The 22542-nt window shown below is 52.4% G+C and carries 19 protein-coding genes; 11 read left to right on the forward strand and 8 right to left on the reverse strand.

The features are described from left to right. The first annotated feature begins 243 nt into the window (after window positions 1–243). The 4 genes from KO492_RS00005 (at window position 244) to KO492_RS00020 (ending at window position 5950) form a co-directional block, all read left to right on the forward strand. Window positions 244–1278: an extracellular solute-binding protein gene (locus KO492_RS00005; RefSeq protein WP_216043103.1), complete on the forward strand. Its 1035-nt coding sequence runs from the start codon at window positions 244–246 to the stop codon at window positions 1276–1278. Between the two features lie 31 nt (window positions 1279–1309). Further along, window positions 1310–2395: an ABC transporter ATP-binding protein gene (locus KO492_RS00010; protein WP_216043104.1), complete on the forward strand. Its 1086-nt coding sequence runs from the start codon at window positions 1310–1312 to the stop codon at window positions 2393–2395. After that, entirely contained in the window at window positions 2392–4041 is a 1650-nt protein-coding gene (locus tag KO492_RS00015) for an ABC transporter permease (RefSeq protein ID WP_216043105.1), read from the forward strand. Before KO492_RS00010 ends, KO492_RS00015 begins: the two co-directional genes overlap by 4 nt. Before the next feature lie 766 nt (window positions 4042–4807). After that, window positions 4808–5950, forward strand: coding sequence for an MFS transporter (locus tag KO492_RS00020; RefSeq protein WP_216043106.1), 1143 nt, complete (start codon window positions 4808–4810; stop codon window positions 5948–5950). 13 nt (window positions 5951–5963) lie between these two features. Here KO492_RS00020 and KO492_RS00025 read toward each other — a convergent pair whose 3' ends face one another. From KO492_RS00025 to KO492_RS00055, 7 genes are read right to left on the reverse strand one after another with little or no spacing between them, the layout of a single operon-like run. After that, a complete protein-coding gene (locus tag KO492_RS00025; protein ID WP_216043107.1) occupies window positions 5964–7316 on the reverse strand; it encodes a M81 family metallopeptidase in 1353 nt (450 codons plus the stop codon). Further along, entirely contained in the window at window positions 7313–9196 is a 1884-nt protein-coding gene (locus KO492_RS00030) for a beta-N-acetylhexosaminidase (protein ID WP_216043108.1), read from the reverse strand. Before KO492_RS00030 ends, KO492_RS00025 begins: the two co-directional genes overlap by 4 nt. Beyond that, window positions 9193–10284, reverse strand: coding sequence for an N-acetylglucosamine-6-phosphate deacetylase (locus KO492_RS00035; RefSeq protein WP_216043109.1), 1092 nt, complete (start codon window positions 10282–10284; stop codon window positions 9193–9195). Before KO492_RS00035 ends, KO492_RS00030 begins: the two co-directional genes overlap by 4 nt. After that, on the reverse strand, window positions 10284–11540 hold the full coding sequence (locus KO492_RS00040) for a class II D-tagatose-bisphosphate aldolase non-catalytic subunit (protein WP_216043110.1): 1257 nt from the start codon (window positions 11538–11540) through the stop codon (window positions 10284–10286). The genes KO492_RS00035 and KO492_RS00040 overlap by 1 nt, the downstream gene beginning before the upstream one ends. Then, complete coding sequence (locus KO492_RS00045) at window positions 11537–12469, reverse strand: ROK family protein (RefSeq protein WP_252735143.1); 933 nt, start codon at window positions 12467–12469, stop codon at window positions 11537–11539. Before KO492_RS00045 ends, KO492_RS00040 begins: the two co-directional genes overlap by 4 nt. After that, window positions 12457–13521: an SIS domain-containing protein gene (locus KO492_RS00050; RefSeq protein WP_216043111.1), complete on the reverse strand. Its 1065-nt coding sequence runs from the start codon at window positions 13519–13521 to the stop codon at window positions 12457–12459. The genes KO492_RS00045 and KO492_RS00050 overlap by 13 nt, the downstream gene beginning before the upstream one ends. Window positions 13522–13529: 8 nt before the next feature. After that, window positions 13530–14384 (reverse strand): transcriptional regulator, encoded by an 855-nt coding sequence (locus KO492_RS00055; RefSeq protein ID WP_252735144.1) that lies wholly within the window; start codon window positions 14382–14384, stop codon window positions 13530–13532. 166 nt (window positions 14385–14550) lie between these two features. On the opposite strand from KO492_RS00055, the gene KO492_RS00060 reads away from it, so the two are divergent. The 7 genes from KO492_RS00060 (at window position 14551) to nagB (ending at window position 21364) form a co-directional block, all read left to right on the forward strand. Continuing rightward, on the forward strand, window positions 14551–15267 hold the full coding sequence (locus tag KO492_RS00060) for a copper homeostasis protein CutC (protein ID WP_216043124.1): 717 nt from the start codon (window positions 14551–14553) through the stop codon (window positions 15265–15267). Next, window positions 15264–16427, forward strand: a complete 1164-nt coding sequence (locus tag KO492_RS00065) for a Gfo/Idh/MocA family protein (protein WP_216043112.1) — start codon at window positions 15264–15266, stop codon at window positions 16425–16427. Before KO492_RS00060 ends, KO492_RS00065 begins: the two co-directional genes overlap by 4 nt. Next, window positions 16424–17308 (forward strand): carbohydrate ABC transporter permease, encoded by an 885-nt coding sequence (locus KO492_RS00070; protein WP_303578343.1) that lies wholly within the window; start codon window positions 16424–16426, stop codon window positions 17306–17308. Before KO492_RS00065 ends, KO492_RS00070 begins: the two co-directional genes overlap by 4 nt. Beyond that, window positions 17305–18147 (forward strand): carbohydrate ABC transporter permease, encoded by an 843-nt coding sequence (locus KO492_RS00075; RefSeq protein WP_216043113.1) that lies wholly within the window; start codon window positions 17305–17307, stop codon window positions 18145–18147. The genes KO492_RS00070 and KO492_RS00075 overlap by 4 nt, the downstream gene beginning before the upstream one ends. A gap of 25 nt (window positions 18148–18172) precedes the next feature. Continuing rightward, a complete protein-coding gene (locus KO492_RS00080) occupies window positions 18173–19387 on the forward strand; it encodes an extracellular solute-binding protein (RefSeq protein ID WP_216043114.1) in 1215 nt (404 codons plus the stop codon). A gap of 63 nt (window positions 19388–19450) precedes the next feature. Continuing rightward, window positions 19451–20566: an ABC transporter ATP-binding protein gene (locus tag KO492_RS00085; protein ID WP_216043126.1), complete on the forward strand. Its 1116-nt coding sequence runs from the start codon at window positions 19451–19453 to the stop codon at window positions 20564–20566. A gap of 3 nt (window positions 20567–20569) precedes the next feature. Further along, the gene (nagB, locus tag KO492_RS00090; protein ID WP_216043115.1) at window positions 20570–21364 is read left to right on the forward strand and encodes a glucosamine-6-phosphate deaminase; all 795 of its coding nucleotides are present in this window, start codon (window positions 20570–20572) and stop codon (window positions 21362–21364) included. A 209-nt stretch (window positions 21365–21573) separates the two neighbouring features. Here the strand turns inward: nagB and KO492_RS00095 are convergent, their stop codons facing one another. After that, window positions 21574–22533, reverse strand: a complete 960-nt coding sequence (locus KO492_RS00095) for a protein phosphatase 2C domain-containing protein (protein WP_216043116.1) — start codon at window positions 22531–22533, stop codon at window positions 21574–21576. Window positions 22534–22542 lie beyond the last annotated feature (9 nt).

The raw sequence follows: 22542 nt of genomic DNA on the forward strand, positions 1-22542 counted from the left end.
AGGATCAGCGCTTTTGCCCATACTGATTTCATCGAAATGAACCGGGGCCAGGAGATGGGAGAGCTGTTCATGTTTTGATTAAAAATACTCATTCTAGATCAAAGCAAAGCACAATTCGCATAAGTTGTGTGCGAATTATGAAATGTAACAGTTTTATGACAGCAATCGATTGTGGCTCCTTACAAAAGGAATACTCAGTTCCAAACTGAAGCTGCCAAACCCTAACAAACGAAAGAATGCCAGATGAAAACCAAACCGCTCAGAACAACCAGCCTTGCGACAGTTTTTTTATGTATGTTTTTCAGTATCGAGCAAGTGGCTGCGCAAGATGCAGATATCTCTGGCTCAGATCTGATTGTTTATACGCCGAACGAAGAAGGCATGTTGGATAGCCTGATCCCCGTATTTGAAGACGAAACTGGTGTTCGAGTACAGTTTGTCACTGCGGGTACAGGTGAACTTTATCAACGCATCCGTAGCGAGGCAGGCAACCCACAAGGTGACATCATGTTTGGCGGCGGCACCGCACAAGCAATCGCCAACCTTGAACTTTGGTCACCGTATGTTTCCGTCAATGATGAGAACATGGTTGAGGCCGGGAAAAACACGAGTGGATATTTCACACCCTATCAAGCGGATGGTTCAAATCTACTTGTGAATACCAAGGAACTTGCAGAAGTTGGTGTTGAAATCGCTGGTTATGTAGATTTGTTGCAACCTGAACTGCGCGGTAAAATCGCATTTGGAGATCCGACGAGTTCTTCGTCTGCTTTTGCTCAACTGACGAACATGCTTAAGGCAGTTGGCGGAGACTACGATTCTGATGCATCTTGGGACTATGTAAGTGCCCTCGTAACACAACTTGATGGTGTTACTATAGGATCCTCAACTCAGGTTGCTCAAGATGTGGCAAGCGGCGAATACGTTGTGGGCCTAACATACGAGCCGCTGTCGCTGAACTTCGTACTGAGCGGTGCCCCTGTTGAGATTGTATATCCATCTGAAGGAGCAGTCTTCCTGCCTGCGACTATTCAGATCATCAAAGGGGGACCAAACGAGGATGCTGCCAAAGCATTTATTGACTTTATCACATCTGAAACCGGTCAGACGATTATTGCCGAAGAGACTGCGGGGCGTCCATTGCGTGAGGGTATTGAGAAACCTGGGCTCGCGGCTTTTTCAAAGTTCGCGACGATTTCTGAAGACGACAGTTTTGTTGCAGAGCACCGCGACGAAATTGTGAAACATTACCAAGAAATCCTCGAGGCGCAGTTTTAATGAAGAATGTGACGAAAGCGGAGGCTTTAAAGTGACCACCATCTCTCTGAATGCTCTGCGTAAAGAGTATGGCGACCAAGTCGCCATACCCAACTTAAATATCGATATCCGTGATGGTGAGTTCTTCACCTTGCTGGGACCTTCGGGCTGTGGGAAAACAACACTGTTGCGAATGATTGCTGGATTCAATTCTATCGAATCTGGGACGATTTCATTTGATGATGTGGTGGTTAACGATCGCTCGCCTTCTGCACGCAACATAGGCATGGTGTTTCAGAATTACGCACTATTTCCACAGATGAGCGCCGCAAAAAATGTGGCATTCGGTTTGCAAACCCGTAGCGTGGATAAGCCGGAACGTGCCCAGCGTGTGAACGAAGCACTCGCGGCGGTTCACATGGATCATCTGAAAGACAGGCTTCCGGGTGCGCTATCTGGGGGGCAACAGCAACGTGTAGCGCTGGCCCGCGCGTTGGTTATTCGCCCCGCTGTGCTGTTGATGGATGAACCGCTCTCTAATCTCGATGCAAAACTTCGCGTCGAAATGCGAGATGCGATCCGTGAGGCGCAACGGACATCTGAAATCACCACGGTTTACGTAACGCATGACCAAGAAGAAGCCATGGCCGTATCTGACCGGATTGCTGTTATGAACCTTGGCGTGGTGCAGCAGGTGGGATCACCAGCTGAAATCTATCGGAACCCTGCGAACACGTTTGTGGCGCAATTCATCGGCAAAACCAATTTGTTAACACGCAACATTTTGATCCAAAATGGCGCCAGCATGATCGACTTTGGTGATGGTGTATCCAAGGACGTGACGTCTGCGATTAATGCCGGTGCAAAGGGTGAGGTGCGTATATCTGTGCGTCCCGAAGCTGTTCGCATTGCAGAGGGAGGCCTCAGCGCCGAAATAATCGACGAAACATTCCTCGGGTCACACTCGCAAGTGCGTGCGCGTTTGGCATCTGGGGAGACGGTCGAATTTCTAGAGTTTTCCCACCGTTCTTCGGGCAGAGATCGCGGAGAAAAAGTGTCTCTCGCGCTCGACTTTAGCATGCTGACACTTTTTGATGCCGAAACTGGAGAAAGCATAATGCGTGGAGCTATAACGTGAGATTGTCTGGAGAACGGTTTGATGGTTGGGCGTCGATCGCGATCGCTTTAACGGCGGGTTACCTATTAATGGTAATCTGGCCATTGGGTATGGTCTTGATTGACAGTGTCCATAGTGAGGGTGAATTCACATGGGCCGGTTTCGCGAAATTCTTTTCGTCTCGCCTATATTATGGCACCCTTGTGAATAGTATGCTCGTAACTGTTTGCGTGACAGTGCTCGCGTTGATTGTTGCATTTCCTTTATCATATTTCATGACAATGTTTCGCATCCGTGGAAACCGAACCATACAGATGCTGATACTGGCATCCATGATGTCGCCTCCGTTTATTGGGGCTTACTCGTGGATATTGTTGCTCGGCAATAATGGTATGATTACCCGCTGGATTGAAAACACGTTCGTAATTGATGCCCCCAGCATATACGGATTTCCGGGCATTGTTTTGGTGCTAACACTGCAATTGGTGCCTTTGATTTTTACGTACCTTATGGGGGCGTGGCGCACGATTGATGTCTCGCTTCTTGAAGCCTCGGAAAGCATGGGGATCACCGGGTGGCAGCGAGCTTTTCAGGTGATTTCACCGTTACTGCTTCCGACAGTACTTGCCGGCAGTTTGTTGGTTTTTGTGCGTGCATTTGCTGATTTCGGAACGCCAATGCTGATTGGGCAGGGGTTCCGCACAGTTCCGGTTTTGATCTACAGCTCGTTTGTTGGCGAAGTGAGTATCGACAAAAGCTTTGCTGCCGCCGTGTCAGTCATCGTCATTCTGGTTGCGCTGTCGGTGTTTTTGGTGCAAAAATATATCGTAAACCGTCGCCAAATTTCGATGACGGCTCTGCGCACAATCGAAGCGCGTCGTTTAGCTGGTTGGCGTGGAGCGGCGGTTCACTTCTACGTCTATGGCTTTCTGGCCTTAGCGCTTGCGCCGCTTGTTGTGGTCGTGGTCAGCTCATTCCGGAATACCCTTTATGGACAATTTGTTGATGGGTTCTCACTCGACAACTACGCTGATTCCACACGAGATATCATCCGTTACGCGACCAATACATTCAGCATAGGGCTGACTGCGTTAGCCATTTTGATAGTGATTTCTGTGCTTGTTGCCTACCTAACGGTGCGGCGTCGCGGCACGCTTAGCAACACACTGGATACAATGACCATGGTTCCATACGTCGTTCCAGGCCTTGTGATCGGCATAGCCCTTGTCACGACGTTCAGCCAAGGCCCGATTGTCCTTACCGGAACATTTACCATTATGGTTCTTGCATTGACGCTTCGTCGTTTGCCCTATGCTGTGCGCTCAACAACCGCGCTGATGTATCAAATCAGCCCGAGTATTGAAGAAGCGGCCATTAGCTTAGGGGCTTCGAAAAAACGCACACTGTTGCAAATTATTGTGCCGGCATTGGCTCCTGGTATTTTGGCTGGCGCGGTTCTGAGTTGGGTGACAATCATTACAGAACTGAGCACGACATTGTTTTTGTACAACACGTCGACGCAAACACTGTCATTGGGAATCTACGCCGAAGTTATTCGAGGCCAGTTGGGCACGGCAGCAGCTCTGTCGACTTTGCTACTTATCTTAACGATGGTTTCTCTGTTCCTGCTCATGCGCATGCCAGGGAACCGCACCAATATGATGTAGATAGTTTGAAGCCTAAAATATGGGGCGGCTGTGAATTTAATAGTATGACCATGCAAACGTCCGCCCCTTTTTACATTTTAGTAAATTAACTCGTTCTCCCAAGTTAAAAAAGAGCATTATAATGGATTAACGTTTTCAAGGCGGTTTTGACTAAGTTACAAGAGATGTTGTGAAGGTATGTGATATGCAGGTCTGATCAAGGATGATGACAGGTGCTTAAGTCACCACCGGCACATCACGAACCTCGTCACCGGTCAGATTTAACCACGGGAGACACATCGTTCTGGTCGGCGATTAATTTAATGCCAATGCGTTGCAACATTCGACACTATAGACGAATAGGAAAGGACGTGATGTTATTAAACTGGGCAAAGATCAGAGATGGTGGCCCCTTTCACGCCAGTTTTTCTTTTTCCAGCTATCCCCCTGTACATTTAGGCCGCGAGCCTAGGCTAATACTGCAAGGATGGTGCTAGCAATCAGTCTGTTGTAGAATAATAACTAGTTGTGGAGTTCGTTAAATGAAGCAACCCCACTCTTGGAACGCGATGGCTTGAGTAGATGGCCACTTGCAGAGGCCGCCACAACAAGTGATTCATTTCATGAGAATACAGATCACTCCTAGTAGGACACGTGACATAAAGCAAATCATGTGTGCAAAACTTCACCGTTGTGTTCAGAACGAAATGTCCATCAAGTACCATTCCTATGCCTCCATTTTGTGAAGACACTCAACCTCTCAAAAGTCTGCCAAGGGCCCGATTTGATGAATAATATCCTAGCAACCAGATGGATTTTCTTTTTGCAACCTCTGGTTTTGGGCGCTTGGTTCCCGCGGATCCCGCAAATGCAAGCTTTACTTGATCTCAGTGCAGGTCAGCTAGCGATTGCGCTCATGGGCATGCCGTTGGGATTGCTAGCCGCATTGTCCATTGGTGGCAAACTTTCCGAGTGGCTCGGAACACGACGGCTTTTGACTGCGGCTTTTGTCGCGCAAACGCTGTGTCTGCCATTGCCGTCTTTTGCGACAAGTGGGGTGTTGCTTTTTGGGTTTTTGGCCGTTGCAGGCTTGGCGCTTGCCTTGGCGGAACTGGGCCTCAACGTAACAGCCTCAGAGGTCGAGGCGCGTGCAGGGCGTCATATTATGAACGTCAGCCACGGGTGTTGGAGCATCGGAGTGCTCTGCGGCAGTGCAATCGGTTCTCTTTGCGCGGCTTGGCACATCGCTCCGAACCACTCATTGATTGCGGTGGGCTTTGTGAGTGCCATTCCGGCGATTTGGATCGCCCGTCAGATCACCAATTTTGCAGTCGTACCATCCTCATCGGATGAGCCGAAAAAGCGAGGCATTTCAAAAGGATTGATCTTTATTTCTCTGTTTGCCTTTGGCGTGGCTATGTCCGAGGGTGCGATGGCCGACTGGTCTGCGGTTTACTTTACAGAAATCTTTGCCGCCACGCCGGGTGTTGCCGGGGCCAGCTATACAATCTTTGCACTCTGTGTGGCGATTGGTCGGTTCCAGGGAGATCATTTGAAAGCGCGGTTTGATGTTGCTGTTCTAGGACAGAGCTTCGCGCTTCTTGCTCTTGCCGGTCTGTTGGTGTTGATCTTTAGCAATTCGGCGACAACGGCCTTTATTGGGATTTCCCTATTCGGTTTGGGCCTGTCGATTGGTTTTCCTGTGGCCGTCAGCGCAGCGAGCGTTTTGCCGGGGCGATCAAGTGCAGGCAATGTTGCTGTCCTGACGCAAATGACCCTGTGCGGCTTTTTGATCGGTCCGCCGATGATTGGCTTTGTAGCGGAGCATAGCAGCATGCGTGGTGGGCTGGCCGCTTTGGTTCCTGTACTGGGGATGGCGCTTTATTTCGCGCGCCATCTCTCCAGTTCAGCTCGGACGGTTTCACCCTAGTCTATCCAAGCGGCTAGGCTGTAAACGGCCAAGTCCCGGCGGGACGATGTTCATTTGCCAATTGCGAGAGGTCCTGACACACCGCGCCCTCGGTCAATGCCATCATTTGTTGGCGTGGCAAATCCCGTAGATCGGGCGAGAGGTAACCTGACTTTACGACCAATGTTTGGAAACTGTCCAAATTCAAGTCCAGCGCATAGAAGTCCGTGAGGTTATGAAAGGGTCGCCTGCGTTTTGTGAGCACTACTACGAGGCCACCCCAGTCGAGAATGGCACAATCATTGGCAAAACGGCATGTGTCTGGTGTGATCGTAAGACGTGGACCACCGCCGCCAAGAGATCCGCCGATGTCGACGCTAGATGCGCCATTCAACAGTGCGTCATATGCAGCCGGATCGGCGATGCCTGCAAAGAGGGCAGAGGATTTGCCACCCTGAGCAAATGCTGAAAGCACATCGGCACGATCGCCCACACCGCCAGCTGTCGGGTTGTCGCCGCTATCTGCCAAAATCGCTGGTGAATCGCCCAGTTGCGAAAGCGCATCACTGAGGCTCGCCGTTGGCATATCAAAGACCAATTCGTCGCGCACAGTGTGGTAGGATTGGGCGATGCGGTCCGACACGGCTTGGCCTGCTTCAGTATCCGTGGTCGTGACCACAGCCGACGCCGTGGCGCGTGGACTGTCCGCCCAAACATATCCGATCATCAGATTGCTGTCCCAAATCTGCGGGGACGCATCATGGTTTGGCAATGCCGCATAGAGGGCGTCACAAGGCGCCACAAATGTAGAGGTCATTTCGCCGGGGGCCAAAATGGGGATGGGGGTCCAACACACCATAGGACGCTCGAGTGGCGTATGAAGCGCTCGAGCCAGCATCTTTGCCGCACGCTCATGGGTTTGCGGGACATCGATATGGGGGGCTGTGCGATAGGCCGCAAACATATCCAATGCGTCCACTATCTTTTGTGTCACTTGGCCATGCAGATCGAAAGAGGCAGAAATCAATGCCTCTGGCCCAACGATATCACGGACTTCGGTGATGAACGCGCCTTCGGGATCATCAAGGCCGGGTACGAACATTGCACCATGCATCAATAACAATACGCCATCCAAGGGCCCTGCTGCGCGCAGTGCGTCCATGAAGTCTGTCCGCTGTTTGGCAAAGGTTGCGGTGGCCACTGGCCCACCCGGTACCGCGCGGTCTTGAAACAATGGTATGGCTTCGATGCCTTCTGACGCAAAGTCAAAAGGCACGGCGTCGATCAACGCCAGTCCTGAAAGGCGGGTAAAATCGTTTAGGGTCTGTTCCAGCGGAGAATAGCTGGAACATTCGGTGTGCAGTCCTCCTATTGCGATCCGTTTCATAGCTGAGGCATCAATCGTGAGAGTGCTGCGAAGCGGGGCCATGATTTTTGCGACGGATCTGTCCACCCCGCCTCAGCGACCGCTGCAATCCGCGGAAAGGCCAGCGCATTGATCCGTTCTGGTGTGTCGAAATATTCGCTCCAGATGGCAGCCTGTACGCCTATAAGTTGCCCTGGCCCCTCTGGTAGCCCCTCACTGACTTCGTAGGTGTAGCTGTGGTAGGGAGTGGAAATGCCGGCCCAAGAAATTCCGTTGGCATCCCAACCGTCAAATTCGATCATATCAAGATAATAAGCCTGGCCCGGCGTTGCGATCACGTCATAGCCTTTCGACAGGAGCTCTGCGGTTTTCTCCTTGGTGCGCCACGCAAACAAAAGCGCATTGTCAGGGGCTATGCCACCGCCTTCTGCAGCTTCATCCCACGCCGCAATCCTGCGCCCGCGCTCGCCCAGATGCGATTGCACATGCTTTAGAAAATATGCTTGCATCTCATGGGTGTTGTTGAGCCCTTTTTCCTTTGCAAACGCCTGAGCCGCAGGAGAGTTTTGCCATGCAGAAATTTCCACCTCATCCGCGCCCACATGGATCGTGTCAAAGGGGAACAATTCAATCGCTTCGTCCAGAAGCGTTTCCGCCACTTCATAGCTCAAGGCAAGCCCCGGATTGAGCGCGTTGTTGGTGAAGCCTTGTACAGACCGGTAGATATTGTTCGGTTCATCCTTATCGCGAAGCCCCGGAATGGAGGCGATCAAGGACGCGGCATGGCCGGGCATTTCAACCTCGGGCATGACTTGGATGCCCAATGCGTCTGCGTGGCCCAGAAGTTGGGCGATATTTGTCGCACTATAAAATCCGCTCTGGCCATCTGGGCCATCACGGTACTGTGGCGGGATCGGACCGTCGATGTGGCGCGACGCACCGATTTCGTTGAGCGCAGGATAGGCCTTTGAGGGCATGCGCCAGCCTTCGTCGTCAATCAAATGCCAATGAAAGCGGTTCATCCGCATCCACGCCATAATGTCCAAAAGGCGCAAATGGGTGGGGAGCGAGTGAAAATTGCGTGCGGCATCCAACATCACGCCGCGCCACGCAAAGCGCGGTGCATCGCTGATTTCACCTTTCGCCGGGAATTTGAAACGCTGGTCCGTCCGTGCGGAATGGGCTATTTGCGCCAAAGCGATCAAGCCATGTTGTGCGCCCGTATCCCCGTGATGTGCCAAAAGAATTTTATCGTCGGCAAAGGACAACTTGTATCCATCCGCGGGCAGAGAGGCGTCATTTTCTAGCATCACCGGCAGACCATTCGCCAACGATAAAACCGTCGGATCGGTTGGGAACAGCCGGCGATGCAGAGCACTTACTGTTTGAAAGACCGCTTTGTCTTTGTCATTCGCCGGGTAGAGCTTAGGCGATTGATCTGACCATGCTGTGATCGTAACGGATGAGGGCCACGGGAGGACACCCAACGGCACTTCGATTTCGCCTGTTGGCCAGTCTTTCCCGGCCCCGCGCGGGAGACCATCGGCGGAACAAATGTCTTCGACTGTGGCCTCAATGACTGAGCCGTCTTTGGAGATCACCCAAGCGGTCAAAGCGCCTTGGGTCCGTGTGCGCACCCCGTAAATGAGACCTGTCAAACGCAGTTCCCATGTGCCACCTGCCGGAATGTCCGCATTGGGAACGACTTCAACAAAGCTCCCCAAATTGCGTGTTAAAGTGCCGCCGCTGATTTGTGTTGTGTCATCGATTCGCGCCAAGGCAGTGTAGCAAAACCGCGTTGGCTTGATGGCGGATTCGCCTTGATTGTGTAGGGTCAAAACCAAGGTGCCAAAAGTGCCCTCAGGCGCGGCGGCCCAAGTTTGGGTGAGATGTAGTGTCATGTTAGGGTCACAGTCTGAAAAGCGTCATCAAGGGTCAAAAGCGCCGAAACTGGCATGCCTTTGCACGGTGTCAGAGGCGGCAGGTCCATGACCTGACGCGGAATGTCGGAAACCATTGGGATTGCCTCGGCAAGAGGAAGCCCCACTTGGCGCACAAGATTGGCAAGGCTTTGCACAAGGTCGATATGGGCACCCGCAAGAGAGCCTTCGGCATTGACCAAAGCGCCGTCTTTGACATGAATGTCCTGACCATAAAGCGTAAAGTGATCTGGCCCGCCCACGGTGGCCATCGCATCAGAAACCGCGAATGTTAGCCCCGAACGCGGCCGGGATCGCAACGCAATCCGCACCATATCCCAACTCACATGAATGCCATCGACAATAATCCCGGCATAGGCTGTCGAGTTTAAAGCCGTCCCTAGCAATCCCGGATCACGCGATGTCATCGGTGGCATCGCATTGTACAGATGGGTGAAACAGCCTAACCCAGCTTCTAAAGCATGACGGGTTTGCTCGGCCGTCGCTTTTGAATGGCCCGCCGAGATCACCGCGCCACTTGCCGCAAGTTCGGCAAAAAGGTCAGGATCTGCATGTTCAGGAGCAAGTGTGAGCATCACATTCAAGCCCTGTCGCCGGACATCGCACACAAGGTCCACTGTGGCGCGGTCTAGAGGACGAATGTCTTTGGGATTGTGAGTGCCGCGCCGCTCCAAATCAAGATGCGGCCCTTCGATATGGATGCCGCCGATTGTGTCCTCATCTTTAAGGGCCAAGGCGGCATAGGTGGCTGCTTCGATCACTTCGTGTCGATCGGTAATCACGGTCGGCAAGATTGTCCCCGTGCCAAGCCCGCGATGCGCATTGGCGACTTTGCGCAATCCTTCAGGTGTTGGATCACTGTTGACCATTGTGCCGCCACCGCCGTTGACCTGAAGATCGGTCAAAAGCGGCAAAACCAATGGCACGTGATGATCCGCCGTTGCATCGCCTAACGGCGCAATGTCCTCAATGATACCATCTTTGACCCGAAGTCCGATATCGCGATGCAACTGATGGTTCAGCCAGATGTGTCCTGCAGAGATTAACATCAGATTTCTGCCTTGAAATAGGGCATGAGAGCGGATTGCACATGGGCCACTAAAAGCGCGGTTGCCGGAGATAGATCCAAAGTTTCGGCACGTTTTAACGTTTCTGGCGCGAAATATTGGGCAAGCAATGGCAGGGGCGGCGACAGAGCATCGAAACCAGATTTTAACTCGTGCAGGGCCTCCAGTGCTTTCGGGAGGGTCCAATAGTAGCGGATGCGATCTGCGTAGCCAAAGTGGCGCAGCAAATGCTGTTGCTCGGGAGTGCCGTGATAATGCCCCTGCCACGATTCTGGCGCGTCAGTCATCAGGCCTTCCATGACTTCGCTGATATGGGGACCACCCTGCATCCAGACCATCACGTGAGACAGTGCATAAAGTGCCTCTCGCCACGCAAAGGTGAGAGCGGGCCCGACTTTCAGAATGGCGAAATGGCGTTTTGCCAGTTCTGCGTAAACTTCGGGGTATTGATAGTCTGTCGAATGTGCTTCGAAACACAACGCGGGGTAGGGGGAAAGAACCGAAGACAGATTGTCATCGCTCTCCATCGGGAAATGTTCGATATGCGCAGGAGCAAATTCCAGACCAGGTTGCACAACCAATCCGCGCACACGTGAAAACGCGTCTTGCAATCCCAATTGTGCGAAGGCCTCTTCGTGAGCTTTTAATGTCGCGGTCGCCCGTTTAGGTGAGGTTGGCGCGATGCCTTCGTCATCATGGCGCGCGCCGCCCGGAGGTGGCACTTCGGTGCCTACGATGTAGCGCAACGCCGACGGGTCTGGCGCAGCCTCTTCGGCAACCTTGGCCAAATGCGCCGCGCGTGAGGCTGCGGGGCCATCACTGAGTGCGGCGGGTTCCCCTTTGCAGCCTTCAGAACAATCCAAATGGATTTTCGTAAAGCCCGCTTTCACATATGCAGCAATCATCTGTTCTGCTTCGGCCATCGCGCTGTCGGCCTCTTGGGATTTCCACGCCTGCGGTCCAAGATGGTCGCCACCAAAGAGCAAAAGCTCGGGGCGCAACCCGAGGTCTTGCGCACGGTTACGCAAATTTGTGATGAAATCCTGTGGCGTGAGGCCGGTGTAGCCTCCTTTGTGATTGACCTGATTGGATGTGGCTTCAACCAAAAGCGGACGGTCCAATTCCACTGCCAGAAGAATGGAAGCGGTCAACACATCGGGATGGGCTGAGCAGACCGAGGGCAAGGCTGCACCACCACTGTTCCGGTTCTCGTCGATGATTTTATCAAGTTGGTTCATAGTCCCACCGCCATCAATGCTGCGCCGCGCGCACCTGAACTGTCACCATGCTGAGCGATGCGTAGTTCTGGCAGAGGTAGGCCAGAAAACGCATGCGCAGCCATGCTTTCGTTGAGTTTTTCTACGATGTGCGGCATATTCGATAGGCCGCCGCCCAGAACAATACAGTCCGGTGCTAAAGTCATTTGAAGTGTCACAAGACATTCTCCTGTTATGTCAGCCCAGATATCTAGACAGTCTTGATGTTTGTCTTTCACCACGGTTTCCGCAGAAAGACGTTTGCCCAAACGCGCCTCGGCAATATTCGAAAGGCCGGTTCCGGATATGTAGGTTTCCAGACAGCCGATGCGCCCGCATCCACATTGGAAAAGCGGCAAATCATGGCGTGCGATGGCCGTTGCAGGGGCTGCACTGTGTCCGATTTCAACGGCGAGGCCGCCGTGACGTTTCAAAAGGGTTTTGTTTTGCGAAACGCCAGCACCCAAACCGGTGCCAAGGATCAATCCGACCACTGTCTCAAAGGCGTCCCCCGCGCCTCCATGGGCTTCGGACAATGTGAACGCCATGCAGTCGTTTACAACTGGCAGGTTGCGCCCGTACCGGCTTTTTAGTTCAGGGCCGAGTGTCTGGCCGGTTGCAACGATATTGGCCGCAAACATCAATTGAGTTTGTGGGTCGATAACGCCGGGCACCGCTATGCCGATGGGGAGGTTTTGCGTCCCTGATTGATCAAGCAACCATTCGATTTGCTCGCCCAACCCATCCAAAAAGCTCTCGTAGCTTTCAGTTGGCGTGGGGATTCGTCGAGAGGTGGAGGTCTGCGCTGCGGCCCCCTCAAAAAGGCGGGCTTCGATTTTTGTGCCGCCTAGATCGATCCCGCCGCAAATCATCGTGTCGCTCTTCATTTCGGAACCGATCACTTCGCCCATGGGTACAACGTGACGCCAGAGACAACGCGGGTTAAGTTTTGGCCGTGGAACGGATCATCGACATTGAGGCCCAATTCATCAGACCATTGGCTTGCGCGCACCTGCGCCAGCAAAATGTATAAAACAGAGTCGACCAGCGCATCGCCCGTGGAATTCCACGAAATATCCCCGTTCGGTCCCATCGTGGTCACAGAAATATTGGGGTATTGGGCACGAATTTCTGAAGCAACATCCATATCGTAGCGCGCAGTCTGCGGATCAGGATGCAGCATAACGTAGACATGTGTATCTTCGTTCACCGCCGCTTTGGGGCCATGGCGATAGCCTAAAGTGCTGTCCCACTGCGTTACGGTTTGCCCCGCTGTCAATTCAAGCACCTTCAATGCGCTTTCACGCGCGATGGATTTCAAGAGGCCGGACCCCAAGAATACAGCACGTTCAGGGCGCGCCGTTGCTGCTGCTGCGAGGTCCACCAAAATCTTGCGCGCCTCTACGGCCAATGTTTTGATTTGCTCTTCTGTGATCGCATCGAGGCAGGCGAGAGCCGAGATCAACATGGTGGTGAAGCTGGAGGTCATCGCGAACCCTCGGTCATGGGTTGCCGCGGGCAGAGTTAGGACCTGACATTCGCCCGGACCAGGGGCCGGGTGGGTGGCCAGTGCCCCATCAGCATTACAAGTGATATGCAAACGATCAATGTCGGGGCGGTGCGCATCCAAAAGAGCCATCACGCCGACAGATTCCGAACTGTCACCTGAGCGCCCAAATTGTAGGGACAAAATGCGACCCTTTGCGTTCAGCGCATCCTGCGGACAGGCGACAATGTCTGTTGATGCGCGGTTTTCCAGGCGCAAAGACGAAGGTGCGGCACTGATCACGCTGCCGACAAATTCCGATGTGCCTGCACCGCTAAGCCAAACGGTTTCAATCTCGCGTGCCTTGATCCATTCGCGGATCTGGAGCGCTTTGTCAGCCAGTGGGGCGGCCCAGTCAGACCAAATTTCAGGCTGCGCCATGGTTTCTTGCCAAGTCGCTGTCTCGGTTAGTTTCATCTTGGGTCTCAATCCTTTGAAGTGGCTGAAATGACCTGAACGCCATGCGCCTCAATGGTCGCGATAGACGGGTCGTCTGATGCTAAGTCTGTCACCAGAATGTCGATCTGTTTCATTTGGCAAATTTTGTGCAAAGCAGGTTTTAGGAACTTGGTCCTATCCGCCAAAACGATCACTTTTCGCGAAGCTTCCATCATGCAGCGTGTGGTATGAGCCTCGTCCTCATGAAAGGTCGAAACCCCGTGCTGTGGATCAAGAGAAGCCGCGCCCATGACGAATGTGTCGAATTGCATGTGTTGGAGCGATGCTTGAATCAGTGGGCCTGTCATCGATAAGGAGTTGGGACGAATGCGCCCACCGGGCATCATGACCGTGTGTTTCCCGTGGGCTAGGATTTTTTGCGCCACCAAAATACCATTTGTCATAATCGTCATCGCAGGGACATTGGCGAGTTCATTGGCGAACGCCTCTGCCGTGGAGCCGTTGTCGATCAAAAGGCTTTGTTCATTTTGAAACAATGTTGCCGCCACACGTCCGATGTTTGCTTTGCCGGACTGATTCACTTGTCGACGGTCAAGCGCCAGTGGCTCGACAAACCGAGGCTTGTCGCGATTTTGTGCAAGTGCCAAAGCCAAGTCGATTCTAAAATCTGACAGCCCAGCGTAGCCGAAGGACTGACAAAATTTGATCAGTGTGGGTTCCGATGTCTTTAGCTCGGCACAAATTTCTTTGCTTGTTTTGCGGATAAATTGCTCTGAATGGTCTAGGGCATAGGCCGAAATTGTCACAAGCTTGGGACTCATATGAGTGCGAGCTGCCGAAATAGCAGAAAGAAGGTCCATCTTTTGAGAAGCTTGTGACATTCACACCATCATATGTTTTGCTGGCTTAAATTAGTGTCCAAAAATCGGGCGCTGTCAAACAAATTTCCAAAAATTATTTAGGTAAGATAAAATAATTCTTGATTATGACTAAATCCTAAGATCATCTGAGCGAAATTCAAACACTTGGGTCGTTATGCTCACCACTATGCCTTTGGAAATATGCGTGGACAGCGCGGACAGCTTAACGGCTGCGATCACGGGTGGGGCGGATCGCATCGAGCTCTGTAGTGCTCTTGCTTTGGGTGGCTTGACGCCAAGTGCGGGGCTTATGGCTTACGCTGCTGCGGCATCGGCGCGGTGCCACGCGATGATCCGACCAAGGGATGGAGATTTCTGTCTCCGCTGGGGTGATTTGGACGCCATGTTGGGTGACATTTCCGCCGTGAAACAAGCTGGCTTGGCAGGCATTGTGATTGGCGTCAGTCATGAGGATGGTAGCCTAGATCGAGATGCGCTCGCACGTTTGGTCGAGGCCGCAGGAGGGCTTAAAATCACATTGCATCGCGTGATCGATCTGACGCCTGATCCATTTTCTGCTTTGGATATTGCGATTGAGCTTGGCATCAACCGTGTGCTGAGTTCAGGTCAACAGGCAGCGGCTCCAACGGGCGCGAAAATGCTCGCGGATCTCGTCTCACATGCGGCGGGGCGGATTGAAATTATGGCGGGTGGCGGCGTGACAAAAGACACGGCTTTGCAGCTCATCGCGACAGGGGTCGACGCTTTACATAGCTCGTGTCGGGTACGTGATCCGCTGAATTGTCCAAGTCAGAGGATCGGAATTGCCCCACGCGATGTAACGGACGCGGCGACAGTTGCCGCATTGAAAACCATTATGACACAAAGGACGGTGCAGGCATGAAAATCGGGATCGTTGGTTTGGGAGATCGAATTGCCTCTCTGTTACCACGCATCAAGGAAGAGCATTCAGATGCGGAGTTCGTTGCCGTTGCTGATCCTTCGGATGCTCGCATGCCCGTTTTGGCGGCGCTTGGTGCAGCGCCGACGCGCTATGATGATGCGTCTGAGATGCTGTCTGCGCATCGGTTCGATTTGCTGATTGTGGGCTCTCCAAACCACTTGCATCTGGATCATCTGCGCTTAGCATTGCAAACGGACGTACCGTTTATCTTTGCCGAAAAACCACTTGTGATTTCGGTTGAAGAATCCTTGGAACTGGCGCGATTGGTTGCCGCGCATAATGGACAAGAGCGTATCATGGTTGGCATGGTCTTGCGCTATTCCCCCTTGTACCGCGCTTTGCGTCAGGCGCAGGCAGACGGGCATTTGGGCGAGATCATGTCCATCGAGGCATCTGAACATATCGCACCATATCATGGCAGTTTCTTCATGCGCGATTGGCGCCGTAACAGCGACATGTCTGGCGGGTTTATGTTGGAAAAATGTTGTCACGACCTTGACCTTTATCAGGGGGTTGTAGGCGCGCGTGCCAGGAAGGTTGCGAGCTTTGGCGGACGTAAAAAATACCTTCCTGAACATCGGCCTGTTGCGGCGACTTATCTTGACGAAAAACTTCCGCGTTGGAGTGGCGTCGAGGATGCGTTTTCGGGCGGGGGTGATCTGATCGATTACCAGACCGCGTTGATCCAATATGAAAACGGCGCCTCCATGAGTTTTCACACCAACCTGAACGTCCCGGATGAATTCCGGCGTTTTGCGGTGATCGGGCGCGATGGCATGGCCGAAGGCGATTTCATCAGAAACACCTTTAAAGTGACACTGTCAGATACCGGTGACGTGCCCGTTGAATCGATGGAACTGGCTAAGTCGAGCCAGGGAAATGTCGGTCACTATGGTGCGGATGCTGCAATGATCCGCGATTTGATATCCTTTATGGATGGTAAATTGGCCGAGCTGCCACTGAGTGTGGTTGATGCCCTCGAAGCCGGAATAAGTGCTTTGGCCATGGATGCTTCAATGCGCGACGAGCGCATCGTGGATTTAACCTCAACATGGCAAGCCTTTGATGCTGCTCTCCAAGGCGAAAGGACTGCCGCGTGAAACGCCGCTTTGATACCTTCCCCTATTTGTTGCTGATCCCTGCTCTTGTCCTCATCATGGCAATTGTGGCTTGGCCGCTTTTTGAGACGTTCCGGCTTTCGTTCACTAATGCCTCGCTTCGCCCCGGAGAGCGTTACGTGGGCTTTGAAAACTATATCGAAATTTTCGAGGACGACTTTTGGGAAGTCATAGCCCGCACATTCGTTTGGATGGGGTTGGGCGTGACATTAAAGATGATCATGGGGCTGTTTGGCGCGGTATTGCTGAATGCGGCTTTGCCTGGTCGGGCGGTGTTCCGGATTTTGGTCATGCCACCTTGGATTGTGCCAGTTGCAATCGGTGTGTTCATGTGGACTTGGCTCTACAACGGGCAATTCGGCATGATTTCCGGCCTAGCGCAACGGTTTGGTCTACTCTCGGGACCTTTTGAATTCTTGGCTTACAAACAGTCATCTTTCATCGCCACGATTATCACCGATGTGTGGGTTGGCACACCTTTGGTGACGTTATATTTTCTCGCCTCGATGCAATCTATTTCTAAAGATTTGTATGAGGCCGCTTGGACAGATGGAGCCAGCCGTTTTTACCGGTTCCGTAGGATAACTCTGCCATTGCTGTCGCCTGCAATCTTCACAATGGGGCTCTTGTCAATGATTTGGACGTTCAACTCGTTTGAGGTGATCTGGATTTTGACAGAGGGCGGACCACGTGGGGCGACCACGACCATGATCATCGACACCTATAAGACCGCGATCAGTCGCTTCCGCTTTGGCGAAGGCTCCGCGCGAGCTGTGATGATCCTTGTCAGCATGTCTTTGTTTATGGTCATCTACTTAACCGTCATGGCGCGCACCACGCGCAAGCTGGGAAATACGCAATGATCGATAAGTATAAGCTCCACGAGAAAATCGCTATCTATGCTGGAATTTTTGTATTCTTGGTCTTTTTGTTGGCTCCTTTTCTCGAAGCCTTCCTTGTGTCATTGCGTCCGCTAGATGCTGTGTTCCGTGCGCCATACCGGTTCTTCACCGATGATATGTCGTTCAAATCCTATGTCGACATTTGGACAACCGTGCCGAACTTGCCGCGCTATATCTTCAATTCGCTTTTTGTCTCAACGGCAGCAACGCTATTGGCATTGGTTTGCATTATTCCTGCTGCCTATTCGGTCTCGCGGTTTCGTTATGCTGGGCGTGATACCTTTATGGGGGCTCTATTGGGCATTAATATGGTTGGCTCTACCGTGCTGATCATTCCGCTGTACAAGTTGATGCTCAATCTGGGTCTGCTCAACACCTATTGGTCCATGATTATACCGGGAGCGGCATTCACTGTACCTGTCGGGATTTTCCTGATGCGCAGCTATTTCTTGCGCGTACCGAAAGAGCTTGAAGAGGCCGCATACGTCGATGGTGCATCGCGGGTCTATACGCTGTGGCGTGTGATACTGCCTGTCGCAGCGCCGGGTATCGTTGTGGTCGCCGTCACGGTTTTCCTGACCACCTATGCTCAGCAATTTCTCTTCGCTCTGACATTCAATTCGAAGGACGCTTTGCATCCGCTGCCCGTTGGCTTGTTTGCCTTCTTCGGTCGCGAGCGCATTGTTTACAACGAACTTATGGCGGCGTGTCTGGTGGGTATTGTCCCCGTGCTGATCGCCTTTCTTTTTCTACAAAAGTATATCGTCGCCGGGCTGACCGCCGGTGCGGTGAAAGAATAACGGTCACCAACAGAGGGTTATTTCAATGAACGTGAAAACATGTCTTTTGGTCAGTGCATCTGCGATCTTCGCAGCACAAATGGCCAGCGCTGCAACAGAAATCAGCTTTATCAACTGTGGCGCCCCCGATGGTGTAGCACCGGAACAGCAAAATATCGACGTTGCTGAATGGGAAGCGCAAAACCCCGACTATAAAGTCGTGCAGGAATATGTACCTTGGGGTCAGTGCCAAGAAAAAGCAATCACATTGGCGTCTGCGGGCGACCCGGCCGCTTTGGCCTATATGGGCAGCCGCACTTTGCCGCAACTGGCGGATGCGGGCCTCATCTTGCCAATCGAGTTGAGCGAAGATGAACAAGCCAGCTACGAAGCATCCGTTTTGTCCACGGTGAAATTCGACGGTGAGATCTGGGGTCTGCCGCGTGCTTTCTCCACGAAAGCGATCTTCTATAACAAGGCAATCTTTGAAGAAGCCGGCCTTGATATGCCAAACGGCCCGCAAACATGGGACGATATGTTGGCCGCTGGTAAAGCGATCACTGAGAACACAGATGCTGCGGCCTTCGGTATGCCTGCTGCGTCTTTTGACAATACGATGCACGCCTTTTTGAACTTCATCTATTCCAACGGCGCAGAAGTTGTGAACAGCGACGGCGAAGTTGTGTTTAACAGCCCGGAAGTTATTGAAACATTCCAGTTCTACAAAGATCTGGCGGAATATTCCCAAGAAGGCCCTGTCGCCTATGATCGTGGCAAAATCGAGCCGCTTTTTTCCGAGGGAAAAGTTGCGATGATCGTGCAAAGCTTTGGTTATCGTGACCGGACTGGTGATGTAGATTATGGTATCACGTGGATTCCGAATGGCCCAAGCGGCGATCACTCCACCTTGTTGATCACAGACAGCTTGGCTGTGTTTAAAGGCACCGGTGTAGAAGATGCTGCCATGTCTTTGGCCAAGTTTCTCAACGAGACCGATCGTCAGGCTAAGTTTGACGACATCGCGGGGTGGACGCCTGTGCGTGACACAGAAATCAGCCGAGCTTTGGTTTCCAAAGATCCAAACTGGAAATACTACCTCGAATCCATCTCGGCGGGCGGTCCTGAGCCACAAGTCATCGACTACACTGCATTGCAGGACGTGATGAACGAAGCGATCCAAGGCGTTGTTTTGGGAGAACTGACCCCAGAAGACGCAGCAGAAGAAGTTGCAAACGATCTTGAAGATCTGATGGACTACTAACTTCCCGACCGTTTGGGCGGCACTCAAAAGGTGCCGCTCATTCACACAATTGCAGGGGGTCCTATGGGACAGCTGAAACTCACCGGTATCACCAAATCATACAACAAAACGCAGGTCATCAAACCGATTGATCTAACCATTGATGAAGGTGAATTTGCCGTCTTTGTCGGCCCTTCTGGCTGTGGCAAATCCACCATGCTGCGCATGATTGCCGGTTTGGAAGAAATCACCTCTGGCACCGTGGAAATTGATGGGCAGGTAGTGAATGATTTGCCTCCAGTCAAACGCGGCATTTCAATGGTGTTCCAATCCTATGCGCTTTATCCGCATATGAGTGTTTTCGAAAACATTGCCTTTCCTTTGCGCGTGGCGCGAATGGAAGAAAGCGAAGTCAAAGCTCTCGTTCACAAAGCAGCGGACGTCCTCAAATTGACTGAACGCCTCGAACATCGCCCTGGTGAGTTGTCCGGCGGGCAACGGCAACGTGTGGCCATTGGTCGTGCGATTGTTCGTGAGCCACAGATTTTCTTGTTCGACGAACCTTTGTCGAATCTTGACGCTGCCTTGCGAGCAGATATGCGTGTGGAATTGTCACGGCTTCATAGCAAACTTGGAAATACGATGATCTACGTGACCCACGATCAGATCGAAGCCATGACCATGGCGGATAAAATCGTGGTGTTGCGCGATGGCATAATCGAACAGGTCGGTTCGCCTTTGGAGCTGTTCCACAAACCCGCGAACAAGTTTGTTGCGGGCTTCATCGGCAATCCGAATATGAATTTCATGCCCTGTCTCTGCACAAAGGTTGAGGCACTGTCGGTCACAGTGTCTTTGCACACAGGCATAACGGCGAAAATTCCCGTTCCGGGTACAGATGTTGCGGTCGGTGATACATTGACCTTGGGCATTCGCCCTAGTGACATGACTGTTGGAGCAGGGGAGGTGTCGATACCTTTCACTCCTGAAGTCGTCGAGCGTCTTGGCAATGAGACTGTTATCTATGGTGCAACGGGCGGCGATACGCCACTTTGCGTTGTCGCCGACGGAAATGTTCGCGTGCAGACTGGTGAGGTGCAAACATTCGGGTTTTCCTCCGTCGATGCTCATCTGTTCCGCGCAAACGGTGTGGCATTTGCGCGTAAAGTTGATCTCGCGGCACTTGCAGAATTGGATTGAACTATGCGGGTAGTCATTTGCGATAGCGCAGAAGCAGCAATCTCACGGGTTGCGGATCATATCAGCCGCCACATTCAAAGTCAGCCCAAGACCGTTCTCGGACTTGCGACCGGCGGAACAATGGAACGGCTATATGCTGTGTTGAGAGAGATGCATGAAACGGGCCTTTCGTTTGCTGGGGTCAAAGCTTTCAATCTCGATGAATATGTCGGAATTTCCAGTGAGCATCCGCAGAGTTACGCACATTATATGAAACAGCACTTGTTTGATCATATTGATATCAATCAGGACTATTGTTTTATTCCGAGTGGCACAGAACACCCGTTTGAGGCTTCTCGTGATTATGAGAACCTTCTCTCAGAGCACGGCCCTATACAGCTGCAGCTTTTGGGGTTGGGGCATAATGGCCATATTGGTTTCAACGAACCAGGCAGTTCACTGGCGTCACGCACGCGCGAAAAAGCGCTTAGTCAGACTACTTTGGAAAAGAACAAACGATATTTTTCTAAAGATGAGAAAATGCCGCTATCAGCCATCACCATGGGCATTCAAAGCATAACCGACAGCAAGGAAATCGTACTTATGGCGCTTGGGGCTGAGAAGGCGCAAGCGGTCAAGAGCATGGTTGAAGGACCCCTTAGTGCGTTCTGTCCTGCTTCTGTTCTGCAAATGCATCCGAGAGTGACTGTTGTTCTAGATGCCGCGGCTGCGGACGAACTTACTCTCAAGGATCACTACATTTTTTCGGAACGCCTCCAGAAGCGGCGAGAAGCTGCCGTGTCCGCCAGCACAAGTTGACAGGGATGGAGCCTGTCGAACAGCGTCTTGCTCGGTGGTCATTAACACGCTTGTTCCTTATCTTGCTGGACATGAGCGGCCTGATGAATTTCTATTCAAGGTCGCTCATGTTTAATCGTGCCATCCGCTTCCACCCGCCCGATGTTCGGACGAAAATGAAGCACGAGACTATGCTCTTAAACAAGAATTTCTGAGTGTATTCCCAAGTGTCAGCAGCGGTAAAGGCATAGTACTGTGCGATCGTCGGAAAATTCAGTACTCGATGATCCCTTAACCTCGGGAAAGGCGTGGATCTTGTGGGGATCTTCTTCTTCTATTTCGTCGAAGCGGGTTTCCCAATTCGCTACGCGATTTCCCTCTGGTAAGCCGTAATAACCGTCAGAAAAAATTTCCAAAGATTGGCAGTCGGCGCAATCAACGAATTGATCGGTGATACCAAACCCTTGCGGTGGTGTGGCGTTGATCGAGGCAAAGCCCAACGGGTGCAGGGCATCGTTGGCAAATCGGGGTTGTACGCGAATGCCGCCCCGCAGGAAGCCTTCAAGATCGTCGCAATATGTCCCAAGAAGCGGTGCAAATCGGGCGATCACCTCGCCTTGCACCGCATCGGCTTCGACAGTGGTTAGGATCCCGTCATCAACTGCGGCATCCAGCCCAGCATAGCTGATGCGCCGGCCAATTATTTCGAGTTTATCGAAATCCGAAATTCGACCTGCCAACCTAGTGCGTACCGCAATGCGCGCACTGGCGCTAACGTCGTCAATAAGTTTGTCGTTCTGAAACAGTTCTGAGCCGTTGAGCCGTATCCCGCTATCTCCGATCAACACTAGTCGAAAGCCGTCTGGACAGGTGATTGCTGCTGCAAGAGTGGTCGAGGGAGGGTGTGTCGCGCCAACTTGTTGGGCAGCTTTCGCCACAGCCTGCGACAAGGCATCACCGACCTGCGCCATATCCACGCGTGGCCCCTTTTCCAGAAGCAGTGACACGAGAGCCTGCGCAGCGCTGCGTGCCGCCAATCGGCCCGAGCTTTCGCCGTTGTATTTTTTCCCAGTGGGATCGGTCGCGCCGTCCAGAACGGCATGCACCAGACCCGGAACGACCAGTGCAATATCGTCTCCAGGCGCGTCGGAAAAGCGCTGCTTCGAGCGCGAGAATAGTTCAGTCTGCATATTTTTTCC

Source organism: Celeribacter halophilus, assembly GCF_018860305.1.
Classification (GTDB): domain Bacteria; phylum Pseudomonadota; class Alphaproteobacteria; order Rhodobacterales; family Rhodobacteraceae; genus Celeribacter; species Celeribacter halophilus_A.

Bases quoted from the DNA above. Each gene is read 5' to 3' on its own strand.
- KO492_RS00075 (WP_216043113.1), top strand. From the start codon at position 17,305: ATGATCGATAAGTATAAGCTCCACGAGAAAATCGCTATCTATGCTGGA.
- KO492_RS00035 (WP_216043109.1), bottom strand. From the start codon at position 10,284: ATGTTAATCTCTGCAGGACACATCTGGCTGAACCATCAGTTGCATCGC.
- KO492_RS00080 (WP_216043114.1), top strand. From the start codon at position 18,173: ATGAACGTGAAAACATGTCTTTTGGTCAGTGCATCTGCGATCTTCGCA.
- KO492_RS00030 (WP_216043108.1), bottom strand. From the start codon at position 9,196: ATGACACTACATCTCACCCAAACTTGGGCCGCCGCGCCTGAGGGCACT.
- KO492_RS00060 (WP_216043124.1), top strand. From the start codon at position 14,551: ATGCCTTTGGAAATATGCGTGGACAGCGCGGACAGCTTAACGGCTGCG.
- nagB (WP_216043115.1), top strand. From the start codon at position 20,570: ATGCGGGTAGTCATTTGCGATAGCGCAGAAGCAGCAATCTCACGGGTT.
- KO492_RS00095 (WP_216043116.1), bottom strand. From the start codon at position 22,533: ATGCAGACTGAACTATTCTCGCGCTCGAAGCAGCGCTTTTCCGACGCG.
- KO492_RS00025 (WP_216043107.1), bottom strand. From the start codon at position 7,316: ATGAAACGGATCGCAATAGGAGGACTGCACACCGAATGTTCCAGCTAT.
- KO492_RS00050 (WP_216043111.1), bottom strand. From the start codon at position 13,521: ATGAAACTAACCGAGACAGCGACTTGGCAAGAAACCATGGCGCAGCCT.
- KO492_RS00045 (WP_252735143.1), bottom strand. From the start codon at position 12,469: ATGGGCGAAGTGATCGGTTCCGAAATGAAGAGCGACACGATGATTTGC.
- KO492_RS00085 (WP_216043126.1), top strand. From the start codon at position 19,451: ATGGGACAGCTGAAACTCACCGGTATCACCAAATCATACAACAAAACG.
- KO492_RS00020 (WP_216043106.1), top strand. From the start codon at position 4,808: ATGAATAATATCCTAGCAACCAGATGGATTTTCTTTTTGCAACCTCTG.
- KO492_RS00005 (WP_216043103.1), top strand. From the start codon at position 244: ATGAAAACCAAACCGCTCAGAACAACCAGCCTTGCGACAGTTTTTTTA.
- KO492_RS00055 (WP_252735144.1), bottom strand. From the start codon at position 14,384: ATGTCACAAGCTTCTCAAAAGATGGACCTTCTTTCTGCTATTTCGGCA.
- KO492_RS00040 (WP_216043110.1), bottom strand. From the start codon at position 11,540: ATGAACCAACTTGATAAAATCATCGACGAGAACCGGAACAGTGGTGGT.
- KO492_RS00065 (WP_216043112.1), top strand. From the start codon at position 15,264: ATGAAAATCGGGATCGTTGGTTTGGGAGATCGAATTGCCTCTCTGTTA.